The organism is Mesorhizobium sp. M6A.T.Ce.TU.016.01.1.1, from assembly GCF_003997065.1.
Lineage (GTDB): Bacteria > Pseudomonadota > Alphaproteobacteria > Rhizobiales > Rhizobiaceae > Mesorhizobium > Mesorhizobium mediterraneum.
On record NZ_RZTJ01000001.1, the window covers coordinates 160,460 to 174,782 of the forward strand.

Sequence of the window (14,323 nt, forward strand, 5' to 3'; positions counted from 1 at the left end):
CCTGTTTTCCGCAGGATTCAACCTAAATAGTCGTCAAATTTTTAGCATTAGCCGGCTCTGCGCATCCGGGCGGCGAAGAAGCCGTCTAGGCCGGACCGTTCCGGTGAGCCGAGATCGAGATCGGCGGGCGTGGTGCGCAGCGTGCCTTGCGGCGTCAGGAACGGATCGATGCCGGCGATCTCTCCCGGGCGGAGCGGATCGTCGACGATATCAGCCGTCCCGGCGAGGAACGCGCGGTGAAGCGCCTCGCCTTCGAGCGGGTCGAGCGAACAGTTGGAAAAGACGATGCGCCCGCCGGGCCTGACCAGGGTGACGGCGCGGGCGAGTAGCCTTCGCTGCAGATCGGCGAGCTTTTCGACGTCGGCCGCGGTCTTCGTCCAAGGCACGTCGGGATGCCGCCGCACCGTGCCGGTCGAAGAGCAGGGCGCGTCGAGGAGGACGGCGTCGAACAGTTCCTTCGGCTCATATTTGAGCAGATCGGCCTGAACGATCTCTGCGGACAGGCCGAGCCGCTCGAGATTCTGCGAGAGCCGCGCCAACCGGTTTTTTGAGGAATCGATCGCGGTGACCTTGGCGCCGCCAAGTATCAGCTGGGCGGTCTTGCCGCCTGGGGCGGCACAGAGATCGGCGACGCGCAAACCCTTTATGTCGCCGAAGAGCCGGGCCGGAAGGCTTGCCGCGGCATCCTGAACCCACCAGGCGCCATCTTCGAAGCCTGGCAACTCGGTGACGGAGGCGCTGAGCTTTTCCACCCGCACTGTGCCAGTCGGCAGCGCGATGCCGCCAAGCCGCTCGGCCCACAACGCGGGATCGGACTTGACGGTGAAATCGACCGGCGCCTCGTGCCGATGAGCGGCGAGAATCTGCCTGGCCTTGTCGACGCCATAGGCGGCCTTCAGCCGGTCGGAAAACCATTTCGGCGCTTCATCGGTGGCGGCAAGCGCTGCAGCCAGCTCGGCCTGCTTGGACCGCGCCAGCGTGCGCAGCACGCCGTTGACGAGACCAGAGAAGCGCACCGTGCGCGGATCGGACTTGGCGTGGGTCACGGCAAGGTCGACGGCGGCGCTGTCGGGAATGTCGAGGAACAGGATCTGTGCAGCCGCCACATGCAGAATATGCGAAAGCGCGGTGGCATTGGGCGGCAGCGGCTTTTCCAGGCGGCGGGCCAGCAGCCCCGATATGGTCATGCGGAAGCGCAGCGCGGTGACCAGTATGGCGCGCACCAGCGCCCGGTCGCGCAGATCCAGCGCCTTGTATTGCGGATGGCCGTTCTCATGGTCGGTCAGCCCGTCAAGCGGCGTCCTCGCGTCGATGACGGCAGCAAGCAGCCGTGCGGCCGCCTTGCGCGCGGCAAGGCCGGCAACGGGCTCGCCGGGGCTCACCGCATTGTTTTCATGATCGCCTGAAATTCGGTGCCGGCGTTTCGCTTCGCTCACGACCACGGACCCTTGGGTCCGGTCGGATTGCGGCCCCAGGGATTGGATTTCGGCCGGGCCGGTTGCGCCGCCGGCTGCTCAGGCTGCTGTGCTGCCTGCTCCCACGGGCCCGAAGGCTGCTGATCGCCGGCCTGATCTGGCATCGGAGCTTGCGGCCGCGACTGGGCGGATCCGCCACCGACCGCCATGTCCCGCGCCATCGCCTGCAGGGCCGCGATGCGGTTATCGGTATTCGGGTGGGTGGAAAACAGACTGTCCATGCGCTCGCCGGAAAGAGGATTGATGATGAAGAGGTGGGCGGTCGCCGGATTGCGCTCGGCATCCGGGTTGCGGATGCGTTCGGCGCCACGGGCGATCTTGTCAAGGGCCGAGGCAAGCCAAAGCGGGTTTCCGGCTATTTCGGCGCCGCGCCGGTCGGCCTCGTATTCGCGGGTACGACTGATCGCCATCTGCACGATCATCGCAGCAAAGGGCGCCACGATCATCGCCACCAGCACGCCGACAAAGCCGAACGGATTGTTGCTGTCGCGGTTGCCGCCGAAAAAGAAGGCGAAATTGCCGAGCATCGAGATCGCGCCGGCAAGCGTGGCGACGATCGTCATGGTCAGCGTGTCGCGGTGCTGCACATGGGCGAGCTCGTGCGCCATCACCGCGGCGACTTCTTCAGGCGACAGTTGCTGCAACAGTCCGGTGGTGGCGGCGACCGCGGCGTTCTGCGGGTTGCGGCCGGTGGCGAAGGCGTTGGGCTGCGGGTTGTCGATCAGATAGGTTTTCGGCATCGGCAGGCCGGCCTGTCTGGCGAGGCTCTGCACGATGGCGTAATATTCCGGCGCATTCCTTTCGTCGACCTCGACCGCGCGGTGCATCGACAGCACCATCTTGTCGGCGTTCCAATAGCTGAACAGGTTCATGCCGGCGGCAATCAGCAAGGCGATCACCATGCCGCCCGATCCGCCGATCAGATAGCCGACGCCCATGAACAGCGCGGTCATCGCGGCCAAAAGCATGGCGGTGCGAAGTGTGTTCATCGTCTGCTCCGTTTCTGCCGGCGCTGCGTAAAAGGGGTCGATCCTTGTCGGCTCATCGCTATATGATGGGAAACGCTTGGCCCTGTTTCAATCCGGGAATATCGCATGATCGACGAAACCAGTAAAACAGGCAAAACCGGTAATACAAATGCCGGCCCCGGTCACCGTGCGCTGCAAAAGACGCTGACGCCGGCAGCCCGCCGCGCCTTGGCGGAAGCGGAAGCACGGCGCGAACACTACCGCCAGCAGGAAGCCGCGATGCCCCGGGAGATCGGCGGTCGTGGCGGCAAGGAGCCCGGCCGCTATGGCGATTGGGAGGTCAAGGGCCTGACCAGCGATTTCTAGGCACGACCCTGATACTTGAGGCTTAGCAGACCTCGGCGGCGCGCTCCGGCTCGAGGGCGATCCAGCCGCGGTCGTCAACAGCGATGCCGATCGCGTCGTAACCGGCGATTGCGGCATGCGGCGTTTGCAGCGGATGCTGGTGCGTGGCGCTGATCACCATGACCGCAGCACCTGCCGCCTCGGCCGCCGATATTCCGGCGGGCGCATCTTCGAAAACGAGGCAGTCGCGCGCATCGACGCCCAGCCGCTCGGCCGCCAGCCGGAAGCAATCGGGCGCCGGCTTGCCGTGGGAAACGTCCTCGGCCGCGACAAGGACAGCGGGAAGCGGGATGCCGGCGGCCGCGATGCGCAGGAGAGCCAGCTCGCGCGGCGCAGAGGTGACGATGGCCCAGCGCTCGGGCGGCAGCGACGCCAGAAACGCCGCGGCGCCGGCGATCGGAAGGATGCCGTCGATATCGGCCACCTCGGCCTTCAGAAGCGCATCGGCTTCGCGCATCGGGTCGACGCCTGGAAGCGCCAGCCGAGCTATGGTCTCAATCGCCCGCACGCCGTGGATCGTCGGCAGGAATGCAGCAACGTCGAGACCTTGCCGGTGTGCCCAATCTGCCCATACCCTTTCTGCCGCGGCAATCGAATTGACCACTGTGCCGTCCATGTCGAACAGGAAGGCTGCGAATTTTTTGCCTGCGAACATCTGCTATCCCGGGAGGTTGTTTCGGAGAGATCAAAGCCTGTCGATCGACCGTAACGTCGCGTCGGCTGCATGGGAAGGCGCGAGGCCGCGTTTTCGACAATGCCAGGGAACCACGGCGAGCCGTCTCGCGTTCACCAGACTGTCTTCCGCGATGCTCAAAAAGGGGTGGAACCGCGATGCTGATTCGGCTCGGCTACGAAATCGCCATCGACTGTGCGGAAGCCACCCCGGTGATTTCGCTGCTCGAGATCCACAAGGAGCGGCAGGCAGACATCAAGCGGCAGACGCGCGTGCTGACCTCGCCGGCCGTCCCAACCAGGCTCTATCACGACCTTTATGGCAACACCTGCCGTCGCTTCACGGCGCCTGGCGGCGGCTTTCGCATTCTCTACGACGCCGTCGTCGAGGATAGCGGCGAGGCCGACGAGGTCAACCTACTGGCCAGGGAAGTGCCGGTGGCGGAGTTGCCCGACGACGTGCTCTGCTATCTGCTCGGCAGCCGCTATTGCGAGACCGACCACCTCGGCGGATTGGCCTGGCAGGTTTTCGGCCCTGTTCCCTCCGGTTGGGCGCGGGTGCAGGCGATCGTCGACTATGTCCACAACCGTCTGTCGTTCGGCTACGGCTATGCGCGCCCGACACGCACGGCGGCGCAGGCGCATGAAGAGCGCGTCGGCGTCTGCCGCGACTTCGCTCATCTGGCGATCACGCTCTGCCGCTGCATGAACATCCCCGCCCGCTATGTGAACGGTTATCTCGGCGACATCGGCGTGCCGCTCGACCCGGCACCGATGGATTTTTCGGCGTGGCTGGAAGTGTTCCTCGATGGCAAATGGTACGCGTTCGACCCCCGCCACAACATGCCGAGGATCGGCCGCATCGTCATCGCGCGCGGCCGCGACGCGACAGACGTGCCGCTGCTGCACAGTTTCGGCCCGCACCGGCTTGGGCTGTTCAAGGTCTGGACCTACGAGCAGGAAAGCAACTTGTTCAACCCGCCCCATCGCGGCGTCGACAGGACCGTCAGCGCGCAGATGCTGGCATAGAAGCGCAGGCGAACGGCGTGCGTCCCGCTGTTACTATCATCCGGGGCTGTCCTACAGATCTGGTGAGCCTGATCCGCTTCGGCACAGCCCGTCTGTGCCGGATCGGGACCGAGTTCTTGTGCTCCACGGCACACGGCGGGATCATGGTAAGCATTTCGTAAACGAAACTGCCGCAGCGGCTTGTCGTTTACCGGTTGTTCACCCTGTCGCATTCCCAAACCAAGCAGAAACAATGGTTTGACAATGAGCCGTTGGCTGTTGGTCCCTTGGCGGTGCCATCCGGCCGGATTCCTGCAATGCGCCTTCACACGACCTCGATGTCGTTGGCGAATGGAGGCGGAAGCATGCGGCATTTTGGGGGTCTTGTTGACGCGATCGGCGGCTTTGCCAAGGATCGCAGCGGAAATTTTGCGGTTCTGTTCGGCATCGTCGCGTCGGTGCTGGCACTGGGCGCCGGCTTTGCCGTCAACGTCTCCCAGCTCTCCAACGCCAAGTCGAGCCTGCAAGGCGTGGTCGATGCGGCGGTGACCTCGACGGCGCGCGACCTGACGACCGGCGTTATCAAGGAGGCCGATGCCAACACATCGGTGCAGGCCTTTCTCAACGCCAACAGCCAAGCGGGCATCCTGAGCGCTGACCAGATCGTCCTCGACAAATTGACAGTCGACAAAATCGCCAAGACGGTCCAGGCGGACGTCTATGTCGATGTCGGCCTTTATTTTCCGATTTTCAGCATGGGTGATATGAAGCGCGTTGCCGCATCGACGACGGCGGTCTATTCGGACAAGACGATCGAAGTGGCGATGATGCTCGACGTCACAGGGTCGATGGCGGGCCAGAAAATCATCGATCTGAGGACGGCTGCGGCGAACGCGGTCGACAGCTTCCTGAGCGGTCAGGACCCCGCCAAGCCACGGGTGCGAGTCTCCATCGTGCCCTACGCCAATTCGGTGAATGCCGGCGCGCTTGCCGGCAGCAGCGTCTATGTCGAAACCTCGACCAGCCAGCGCAAGCAGGCGCCCGGCAATGGCGCCGTACAGTACGTCTCCGGCTTAACGCGTCCGGACAATTGCGCCACCGAGCGCAAGGGCACCTATCAATATTCGGATGCCGGTCCCGATGTCAGCATGGTCAATCGCGACTACCTGTTGTCGTCCTTCGCCTGGCAGACCGGCACGGCTGCCTGCCCGGCCGCCGCGTTGAAGCCGCTGACGGCGGACGCCACGGCGCTCAAGAACGTCATCAAGAACTTTGTCGCGTCGGGCGGCACCGCGGGCCATATCGGCGTGCAGTGGACCTGGTACATGCTTTCGGAAAACTGGGGCAGCGTGATGAATGCTTCGCAGCGGCCGGCCAAGGCGGATCCGAAAAAGGTCGCCAAAATCGCGATCCTGATGACCGACGGCGAGTTTAACCTGTCCTATTTCGACGCCAGCACTGTCGGTGAGGTCTACAATGATGCCGGCAAGGAACCGACTCGCACGGCAGCCAAGACGCTGTGTACCGCCATGCGCGACAAGGGCATCGAAATCTTCACCATCGGTTTCGATCTCAACGAGGAGAATGCCCAGGCGACACTGCAGAATTGCGCGAGCCCGGATACCGCCAAGATCAAGCACTTCTATCAGGCCGCCAACGGGACGGAACTCAATCAGGCTTTCCAGGACATAGCGCGCAACATCGAAAGCCTGGCACTGACCAAGTAGAGGGCATTGACCAAACGGGGTCCAGAACAAGGAAAAGGCCGCCGCTTCTTTCGAAGTCGGCGGCCTTCCGTGTTTCCGTCCATGGCGCGGCCCATGGCGGCGACGTTTTACGTCACCAGCCGCGCATCTCGCGCCTTAACGGGAAGACTGCTTCCCGAAAGTGCAATCCGCTGAGGCCACGTTCTGGAAAACGAAATCACTCGACATCGGATCACCTCCTTTCGATTTGTTGAACACGCCCTCATGATGGGGTGTCGATCCGCAAATGGCAAGGCGCCATGGTGAAAATGCCGTGCGAGCTTGTCGCTAGCGGCTTGCGACTATCCGATCGGACAGGCAAAGTCGGCGCCGGACCGCCAGCGTGCTGAGCATGAGAGGACGGGAATGGAGGCAGCCGACAAGGCAGCACGGATTGTTCGAACGGCTATCGAAACGCTGAAGCCGGGTTTCGCGGTCAGGCTGTGGACCGGCGAGCGGATCGGGCCGGTCACCGGCCCTGTGCTCACCATCAATGACCAGGACATTGTCTGGCAGGTGATCCGCCGGCCGTCCCTTTCGACGCTGATCGAAATGTGGATTTCCAAGACAATCGACGTGGAAGGCGGATCGCTGTTCGATTTCTACGCCCTGCCTTCGCAAGGCAAGCTCAGGACGAAGCTAAAGACATTGCCGAAACTCGCGATCTTGCGCGACTTGCCGGCCGTGCTGTTTTCGAGAAAGCAGATGGCGGCGCGGACCAACCTTTCCGGGCGCAACCCCTTCGTCAGCGGGTCGAACAGGCAAGCGATCCAGCACCACTACGACATTTCGAACGCCTTCTACCGCCTCTTCCTCGATGAACGCATGGTCTATAGCTGCGGCTATTTCACCGATTTCGCCAACGGCATCGACCAGGCGCAGAAAGACAAGCTCGACCACATCTGCCGCAAGCTCCGGCTGAAGCCGGGCGAAAGGCTGCTCGACATCGGCTGCGGCTGGGGAGCCATGCTCATCCATGCCGCGAAAAATTACGGTGTCGTCGGCCACGGCGTCTCGCTGTCGGAAGCCCAGACCCAGCTAGCCCGCGAGCGCGTCCGCGCCGAGGGGCTGGAGGATCGCATCACCATCGAGATAAAATCCTACGCCGAGCTGTCCGGCTCCTTCGACAAGATCTCGTCGATCGGCATGTTCGAGCATCTGGGGCTCGCCAACCACGCGGCCTATTTCTCGACCATCCATCGCCTGCTCAAGCCGGGCGGCATCTATCTGCATCACGCCATCACCCGGCGCGACAAGGGCAGCATCAAGAAGACCTTGCGCAAAGGCCCGGAATTCAAGGCGCTGATCAAATACATCTTTCCCGGCGGCGAGCTCGACACGATCGGGATGACGCTCGGCAATCTCGAAGCGCACGGCTTCCTCGTCTACGATGTCGAGAATTTGCGCGAGCACTACGCCCGCACCTGCCGCCTGTGGGCCGAGCGCCTGCACGCACGCTTCGACGAAGCGATCGCCGAGGTCGGCGAAGCCAAGGCGCGCCTCTGGCTGCTTTATCTCACCGGCTGTTCAATCACTTTCGAACGCGCCTCGGCGCAGATTTTCCAGACCGTCGTCACCAAGCGGGCGCGGGGTCCAAGCGGTCTGCCGCCGACGCGAGCGGATTTGTATCGATGATCAGCACACATGTTGCGTTCTGCCGCGATCCTTCGCGCCCCCCTCTGTCCTGCCGGACATCTCCCCCACAAGGAGGGAGATTGGCCGTCACCACGGCTTTCGCCAATCGCCGGCGTGGTATTCTGGGCGCGGCGCCCGAACTGCCGATCTCCCCCCAAGAGATGTCCGGCAGGACAGAGGGGGGCGCTGTCCCGCCCTCATCTCAAATGTTCTGCACCGCCTAAACGAACCGCATCATCTCTCGACACGGGCCGGCCGGTCGACCAAGCAGTAGACGCCGAGATTTGCGCACGTTGTGGCGGTTGCTGCCTGCATCAAGCCCTTTTGTTTTGCCGGTTGGCGACGAGGTCGTCGACGACCGCCGGATCGGCCAGCGTCGAGGTATCGCCGAGCGCGGCGAAATCGTCCTCGGCGATCTTGCGCAGGATGCGCCGCATGATCTTGCCCGAACGGGTCTTCGGCAGGCCGGGAGCGAACTGGATCTTGTCGGGCGTGGCGATGGCGCCGATGTCTTTGCGGACATGGGCGACAAGTTCCTTGCGCAGCTCCTCGCTCGGCTTCTCGCTTGCCATCAGCGTGACGTAACAGTAGATGCCCTGGCCCTTGATGTCGTGCGGATAGCCGACGACGGCAGCTTCCGAGACTTTCTCGTGCGAAACCAGCGCGGATTCGACCTCGGCCGTGCCCATGCGGTGGCCGGAGACATTGATGACGTCGTCGACGCGGCCGGTGATCCAGTAGTAGCCATCGGCGTCGCGGCGGCAGCCGTCGCCGGTAAAGTATTTGCCCTTATAGCTCGAAAAATAGGTCTGTTCGAAACGCTCGTGGTCGCCATAGACGGTGCGCATCTGGCCTGGCCATGAATCGGCGATGCAGAGGTTGCCGCTGGCAACACCTTCCAGCACCTTGCCGTCGCCGTCCACCAGTTCCGGCTTCACGCCGAAGAACGGCCGCGTCGCGGAACCTGCCTTAAGGTGGGTGGCGCCGGGCAGAGGCGTGATCAGGATGCCGCCCGTCTCGGTCTGCCACCATGTGTCGACGATCGGCACCTTGCCGTTGCCGACGACGTTGAAATACCACTCCCAGGCCTCCGGATTGATCGGCTCGCCGACCGTGCCGAGCACACGCAGCGACTTTCGCGACGTCCTGGCGACATGGGCGTCGCCGGCGCCCATCAGCGCGCGCAACGCCGTCGGCGCGGTGTAGAAGATATTGACCTTGTGTTTGTCGATGACCTCCCAGAAGCGGGACTGCGACGGGTAGTTCGGCACGCCTTCGAACATCAGTGTGGTGGCGCCGTTGGCGAGCGGCCCGTAGACGATATAGCTGTGGCCGGTGACCCAGCCGACATCGGCCGTGCACCAGTAGATGTCGCCGTCATGATAGTCGAAGACATGTTGGTGGGTCATCGAGACATAGACGAGATAGCCCGCCGTGGTGTGCAGCACGCCCTTCGGCTTGCCGGTCGAACCCGACGTGTAAAGGATGAACAGCGGGTCCTCGGCCTTCATCTTCTCCGGCTTGCATTCCGCCTTAACCGTCGCGACCTCGTCGTGGTACCAGACGTCGCGTCCGGCCACCCAGCCGGTCTTGCCGCCGGTGCGGCGCACCACCACGACCTTCTCGACTTTCGTTCCGGCCTTGGCGGCGATCTCGATCGCCTTGTCGGTATTATCCTTCAACGGGATCGGCTTGCCGCCGCGCAGGCCCTCGTCGGCGGTGATGACGAAGGTCGACTTGCAGTCGTCGATGCGGCCGGCCAGCGCGTCCGGAGAGAAGCCGCCGAAGACCACCGAATGGATGGCGCCGATGCGCGTGCAGGCGAGCATCGCATAGGCGGCTTCCGGGATCATCGGCATGTAGATGGTGACGCGGTCGCCCTTCTTGACGCCGTGCTTCTTCATCACATTGGCGAGCCGGCAGACATGGCCGTAGAGCTCGTTATAGGTGATCTTCCTGTCGTCGTAAGGGTTGTCGCCTTCCCAGATGATGGCGGTCTGGTCGCCGCGCTTCTTCAGATGCCGGTCGATGCAATTCCACGAGACATTGGTCTCGCCGTCCTCGAACCATTTGATCGAGACCTTGCCGTCGAAGGAGGTGTTCTTGACCTTGCTGTAGGGCTTGAACCAGTCGATGCGCTTGCCGTGCTTGCCCCAGAACTTGTCCGGGTTCTTCACGCTGTCGGCATACCATTTCAAATAGGTGTCATTGTCGATCAGCGCATTCTTCTTCCACGCCGGTTGGACGCGATGGACATGAACCTCGGACATTTCTTCACTTTCCTCCCGAAACCAGGCCGCCCGGCTTGACCGCCGTCGGCATCACGGCGAAGCGGCCGCGAATTCGCGCGCATTATTAACAGTTCCGCGGTGACGGCAACATTAGACGTTCGGTTTGATAGAAGATTGGGGATTTGCGCGGCGGGATGCCGCAGAAGCTTGTCTCACTGCTGTCAGCACTCAGGCAGGATCGCTGCTAACTGCATGTTTTTATGTAGTAAACCCGGTCTACGCCACAAAAAATCAATAGACGATTAAGCAAATAGCGCGCACAATTTCGCATTGGGAGGAAAGGAGAATCAACCCAGAGGATCGAAATGCGCGACCAATCCGAAATGGACCTGATGCTTAGGGGATATGGCTTGACCACGGCCAAGATTCTTTATCATTTTCCCGATCATCCGCATCTGCTGCAGAGCTTCATCTGGCAGGACTACGACATCGCTCCGAAATTTCCGGTGCTGATCCGGTTCATCGAGTTCTGGCAGACTAAGCTCGATGGCCCGCTGCATTCGGTGAGCTATACGCACCAGAAGCTGATCGCGCCGAATGAGTGGCACAAAGTCGACGGCGAGTTCGTGCTGCATTAGGGCATGTCGATATTCAGGTGAGGCCGGCCTGCGAATGGCGGTTTCCTGCGCTTCCGGTGCTCACGTACTTTAAGTACGCTCCGCTCCGGTTCTCGGAAGCCACCATTCTCGGCGCGCCCTGACCTGAATCTCAACATGCCCTGTCCCCGGGGCATTTGATGTATCGAGCGGGGTTAAACCGCGGGCGGGCTGAGCCGGGCAAAGCCTTCCTGACGACGATACGGAAAATACGGATAGGGCGCGGTGACTTCGCTTGCTGCGTCGAGCTTCTTCATCTGGTCTGATGTCAATGACCAACCGACGGCGCCGAGGTTCTGGCGCAGCTGCTGCTCGTTGCGCGCGCCGACAATGACAGAGGCGACGGTCGGCCGCTGCAGCAACCAGTTGATGGCGATCTGCGGCACGGTCTTGCCGGTTTCCTGGGCGACAGTGTCGAGCGCATCGACGACCCGGTAGAGATGTTCGTCATCGACCGGCGGCCCGAAGCTCGCGGTGTCGTGCAACCGGCTTTTTTCCGGCAGCTTCTCGCCGCGGCGGATCTTGCCGGTCAGGCGGCCCCAACCGAGCGGGCTCCACACCAGCGCACCGACACCCTGGTCGAGACCGAGCGGCATCAACTCCCATTCATAGTCGCGCCCGACCAGCGAATAATAGACCTGATGGGCGACGTAGCGCGGGTAGCCATGCTTGTCCGCCAGGCCGAGTGATTTCATCACTTGCCAGCCGGAAAAATTGGACACGCCGACATAGCGCAGCTTGCCGGCGCGCACGAGACTGTCCAGCGTCGACAGCACCTCCTCGATCGGCGTTCCGGCGTCGAAAGCATGCAGTTGCAGCAGGTCGATGTAATTAGTGCCGAGACGCCTGAGCGCGTCCTCAACGGCCTTGATGAGACGCGAACGGGAGGAGCCGGCATCGTTGGGTCCATCACCCATCGGCAGCGAGGTCTTGGTCGAGATCAGTACCGCGTCGCGGCGGCCCTTGATGGCCGCGCCGAGCACTTCTTCGGAGGCGCCGTTCGAATAGACGTCGGCGGTATCGAACAGGTTGACGCCGGCCTCGAGGCAGATATCGATTAGCCGCCGCGCTTCCGTCGCATCGCTGTTGCCCCAGGCGCCGAACAGCGGGCCTGAGCCGCCGAAGGTTCCAGCGCCGAACGAGAGTGCCGGGACCTTCAGGCCCGAGGCGCCTAGACGTCGATAGTCCATGGTTTTGCTCCTTGATGATGTCGGATGAGTTTTTGAAGAGTGATTGAGGTTTGCCGACCTATGACCGCACGATTTCCGGTGTGGCGAGGACGGTATTTTGGTCGAGGCGAAGCGCCAGTGCCGCCACGGCCAGCGCCGAGAGCGGCAGCAGGGCCGCGACCCAGGTGACGGCGCCGAGGCCGGGACCATGGGCGATGACCATGCCGCCGAGCCAGGCGCCGGCGGCGTTGCCGAGATTGAAGGCGGCGATGTTGAAGGACGAGGCGAGGCTCTGGCCGGCGCCTTGCGCTTTCTCCAGCACCCACATCTGCAGCGGCGCCACAGTGGCGAAGGCGGCGGCGCCGAGCAGGCCGACATAGATGACGGCCATTGCCTGGCTGTGCAGGGCGAAGGTCATCGAGCCGAGCACCAGCGCCAGCACGACGAGACTGCCGAGAACCGAAGGCACCAGCCAGCGGTCGGCGAATTTGCCGCCGGCGAGATTGCCGGCGATGAGGCCGCCGCCGAAGACAAGCAGGATCGGCGACACGGCTGCTTCCTCAAAACCGGTGATCTCGGTCAGCAAGGGGGCGATATAGGTGAAGACGGCGAAGACGCCGGCATAGCCAAGCACGGTGGTGGCGAAACCAAGCAGAACCGGCGCGCGGCCGAGCACGGCGAGATCGCCGCGCAGGTCGCTCTTCTCCGGCTCTGTCTGGCTGCGCGGCACCAGCAGGAGAATGATGGCGAAGGCAACGATGCCGATAAGGGTTACAGCCCAGAAGGTCGCCCGCCAGCCGAAGGCCTGGCCGAGCCAGGTGCCGAAGGGCACGCCGAGGATGTTGGCAATGGTCAGGCCGGTGAACATCAGGGCGATCGCCGAAGCCTTCTTGTTGGGCGCCACCAGCCCGGTCGCAACGATGGAGCCGACGCCGAAGAAGGTGCCGTGGGCAAAGGCGGTGAGCACGCGGGCACCCATCAGTGTCCAGTAGTCGGGGGCGAGCGCACAGGCGAGGTTGCCCAGCGTGAAGATCGCCATCAGCGCCAGAAGCACGGTTTTGCGCGGCCAGCGGCCGGTGGCGATGGTCAGCAGTGGCGCGCCGATGACGACGCCCAGCGCATAGCCGGAAATCAGCTGGCCGGCGGCCGAGATCGAGACGCCGAGATCGGTGCTGACGTCGAGCAGCAGGCCCATGATGACGAATTCGGTGACACCGATGCCGAAGGCACCGGCGGCGAGGGCATAAAGAGCAAGAGGCATGGCGGTTCCCACTTCGATCGCGGTCGTTCGATGGGACGCCGTGTCTTCCTACGCCCCGTCCGGGAAGATCGTGTCGCGATGTGCTGTGAACCAGCCTTGCGTCGGGCACATTGTCTGTGAAATAGATTCACGAATGGCGAGACCCGACATCAACCGCTCCGGCGAGATCGAAGTGTTCGTCCGCGTCGTCGAGGCGGGCAGCTTTTCGGCTGCCGCTCGCGCCTTGCGGATGACGCCGTCGGCGGTGAGCAAGCTGATTGCGCGCCTTGAGGCCCGTCTTGGCGCGCGCCTGGTCAGCCGTTCGACGCGCAAGCTGCAACTGACACCTGAGGGGGCGGCCTTCTTCGGCAGCGGCGTGCGCATCCTGGCCGACATGGCGGCAGCCGAGCGCGAGGCGGCGGCCGGTGCCACCCCGCGTGGGCGGCTGCGCGTCAACAGCTACGTGCCGTTCGGGCAGCACCGGCTGATCCCGCTTTTGCCGCGCTTCCTCGAACGCTATTCGGAAATCGCCGTCGATCTGGTTTTGACCGACAGTGTCATCGACCTGTTGGAGGAGCGCGCCGATGTCGCGATCCGCGCCGGGCCGCTCGGCGAATCACGGTTGGTCGCCCGCAAGCTCGGGCAAAGTCCGGTGGTCGTCGTCGCCGCGCCATCCTACCTCAGGACGCATGGCACGCCCCGAACGCCTGCCGATCTCGATCATCACAACCGGATGGGTTTCTGCTTCGTGCGCCATATCGACGGCTGGCCTTTCGTCGGCGCAGCCGGCGAGACCATTGTCGTCCCGATCACCGGAAATGCGCTGGTCAGCGATGGCGAGGCGATGCGGCTGATGGCGCTCTCCGGAGCGGGCATCGCCCGGCTGGCGCGCTGGCATGTGGAGCCCGACATCGCCGCCGGGCGGCTGGTACCGCTTCTGGAGGACTTCAACCCCGGCGATGAGGAGCTCACCCATGCCGTCTATGTCGGCCAAGGCAAGCACTTGCCGGCGCGGGTGCGGGCCTTTCTCGACTTTTTGGTCGAGACTGTGCGGTTGGGTTGAGCCCAAAGAAGATCGGGAGTCTGCCGGCTCCCGAAACATCAATCGAAGGTGAGATT

The 14,323-nt window shown here is 63.2% G+C and carries 12 protein-coding genes; 6 read left to right on the forward strand and 6 right to left on the reverse strand.

Going from position 1 to position 14,323, the window contains the following annotated elements:
* Positions 1 to 47: 47 nt before the first annotated feature.
* Both EOC94_RS00805 and htpX read right to left on the reverse strand, forming a co-directional pair.
* Positions 48 to 1,442 (reverse strand): RsmB/NOP family class I SAM-dependent RNA methyltransferase, encoded by a 1,395-nt coding sequence (locus tag EOC94_RS00805; protein ID WP_164547084.1) that lies wholly within the window; start codon positions 1,440 to 1,442, stop codon positions 48 to 50.
* Positions 1,433 to 2,464 (reverse strand): zinc metalloprotease HtpX, encoded by a 1,032-nt coding sequence (htpX, locus tag EOC94_RS00810; RefSeq protein ID WP_127288330.1) that lies wholly within the window; start codon positions 2,462 to 2,464, stop codon positions 1,433 to 1,435. The genes EOC94_RS00805 and htpX overlap by 10 nt, the downstream gene beginning before the upstream one ends.
* A 105-nt stretch (positions 2,465 to 2,569) precedes the next feature.
* On the opposite strand from htpX, the gene EOC94_RS00815 reads away from it, so the two are divergent.
* On the forward strand, positions 2,570 to 2,809 hold the full coding sequence (locus tag EOC94_RS00815) for a DUF1674 domain-containing protein (protein ID WP_164547085.1): 240 nt from the start codon (positions 2,570 to 2,572) through the stop codon (positions 2,807 to 2,809).
* Between the two features lie 22 nt (positions 2,810 to 2,831).
* Here the strand turns inward: EOC94_RS00815 and EOC94_RS00820 are convergent, their stop codons facing one another.
* Positions 2,832 to 3,503: an HAD-IA family hydrolase gene (locus EOC94_RS00820; protein ID WP_095487607.1), complete on the reverse strand. Its 672-nt coding sequence runs from the start codon at positions 3,501 to 3,503 to the stop codon at positions 2,832 to 2,834.
* Positions 3,504 to 3,679: 176 nt separating this feature from the next.
* Here EOC94_RS00820 and EOC94_RS00825 point away from each other — a divergent pair, with 176 nt between their 5' ends.
* The 3 genes from EOC94_RS00825 (at position 3,680) to EOC94_RS00835 (ending at position 7,908) form a co-directional block, all read left to right on the forward strand.
* Positions 3,680 to 4,549 carry a transglutaminase family protein gene (locus EOC94_RS00825; protein ID WP_127288331.1) on the forward strand — a complete coding sequence of 290 codons (870 nt, stop codon included), beginning with the start codon at positions 3,680 to 3,682 and terminating at the stop codon, positions 4,547 to 4,549.
* Between the two features lie 344 nt (positions 4,550 to 4,893).
* A complete protein-coding gene (locus EOC94_RS00830) occupies positions 4,894 to 6,255 on the forward strand; it encodes a pilus assembly protein (protein WP_095487719.1) in 1,362 nt (453 codons plus the stop codon).
* A 384-nt stretch (positions 6,256 to 6,639) separates the two neighbouring features.
* Complete coding sequence (locus EOC94_RS00835; protein WP_095487603.1) at positions 6,640 to 7,908, forward strand: cyclopropane-fatty-acyl-phospholipid synthase family protein; 1,269 nt, start codon at positions 6,640 to 6,642, stop codon at positions 7,906 to 7,908.
* A 314-nt stretch (positions 7,909 to 8,222) separates the two neighbouring features.
* Here the strand turns inward: EOC94_RS00835 and acs are convergent, their stop codons facing one another.
* Positions 8,223 to 10,178: an acetate--CoA ligase gene (acs, locus tag EOC94_RS00845; RefSeq protein WP_127288332.1), complete on the reverse strand. Its 1,956-nt coding sequence runs from the start codon at positions 10,176 to 10,178 to the stop codon at positions 8,223 to 8,225.
* A 326-nt stretch (positions 10,179 to 10,504) separates the two neighbouring features.
* On the opposite strand from acs, the gene EOC94_RS00850 reads away from it, so the two are divergent.
* The gene (locus tag EOC94_RS00850; RefSeq protein ID WP_095487597.1) at positions 10,505 to 10,777 is read left to right on the forward strand and encodes an usg protein; all 273 of its coding nucleotides are present in this window, start codon (positions 10,505 to 10,507) and stop codon (positions 10,775 to 10,777) included.
* 173 nt (positions 10,778 to 10,950) lie between these two features.
* On the opposite strand, the gene EOC94_RS00855 is transcribed toward EOC94_RS00850, so the two are convergent.
* Both EOC94_RS00855 and EOC94_RS00860 read right to left on the reverse strand, forming a co-directional pair.
* The gene (locus EOC94_RS00855) at positions 10,951 to 11,985 is read right to left on the reverse strand and encodes an aldo/keto reductase (RefSeq protein ID WP_127205752.1); all 1,035 of its coding nucleotides are present in this window, start codon (positions 11,983 to 11,985) and stop codon (positions 10,951 to 10,953) included.
* Between the two features lie 58 nt (positions 11,986 to 12,043).
* Positions 12,044 to 13,225 (reverse strand): MFS transporter, encoded by a 1,182-nt coding sequence (locus EOC94_RS00860; protein ID WP_127288333.1) that lies wholly within the window; start codon positions 13,223 to 13,225, stop codon positions 12,044 to 12,046.
* A 133-nt stretch (positions 13,226 to 13,358) separates the two neighbouring features.
* Between EOC94_RS00860 and EOC94_RS00865 the strand changes: the two genes are divergently transcribed.
* Complete coding sequence (locus EOC94_RS00865; RefSeq protein ID WP_127288334.1) at positions 13,359 to 14,267, forward strand: LysR family transcriptional regulator; 909 nt, start codon at positions 13,359 to 13,361, stop codon at positions 14,265 to 14,267.
* Positions 14,268 to 14,323 lie beyond the last annotated feature (56 nt).

Excerpts from the sequence above, each read along its gene's own strand:
- htpX (WP_127288330.1), bottom strand. The coding sequence starts at position 2,464 with ATGAACACACTTCGCACCGCCATGCTTTTGGCCGCGATGACCGCGCTG.
- EOC94_RS00815 (WP_164547085.1), top strand. The coding sequence starts at position 2,570 with ATGATCGACGAAACCAGTAAAACAGGCAAAACCGGTAATACAAATGCC.
- EOC94_RS00820 (WP_095487607.1), bottom strand. The coding sequence starts at position 3,503 with ATGTTCGCAGGCAAAAAATTCGCAGCCTTCCTGTTCGACATGGACGGC.
- EOC94_RS00825 (WP_127288331.1), top strand. The coding sequence starts at position 3,680 with ATGCTGATTCGGCTCGGCTACGAAATCGCCATCGACTGTGCGGAAGCC.
- EOC94_RS00830 (WP_095487719.1), top strand. The coding sequence starts at position 4,894 with ATGCGGCATTTTGGGGGTCTTGTTGACGCGATCGGCGGCTTTGCCAAG.
- EOC94_RS00835 (WP_095487603.1), top strand. The coding sequence starts at position 6,640 with ATGGAGGCAGCCGACAAGGCAGCACGGATTGTTCGAACGGCTATCGAA.
- acs (WP_127288332.1), bottom strand. The coding sequence starts at position 10,178 with ATGTCCGAGGTTCATGTCCATCGCGTCCAACCGGCGTGGAAGAAGAAT.
- EOC94_RS00850 (WP_095487597.1), top strand. The coding sequence starts at position 10,505 with ATGCGCGACCAATCCGAAATGGACCTGATGCTTAGGGGATATGGCTTG.
- EOC94_RS00855 (WP_127205752.1), bottom strand. The coding sequence starts at position 11,985 with ATGGACTATCGACGTCTAGGCGCCTCGGGCCTGAAGGTCCCGGCACTC.
- EOC94_RS00860 (WP_127288333.1), bottom strand. The coding sequence starts at position 13,225 with ATGCCTCTTGCTCTTTATGCCCTCGCCGCCGGTGCCTTCGGCATCGGT.
- EOC94_RS00865 (WP_127288334.1), top strand. The coding sequence starts at position 13,359 with ATGGCGAGACCCGACATCAACCGCTCCGGCGAGATCGAAGTGTTCGTC.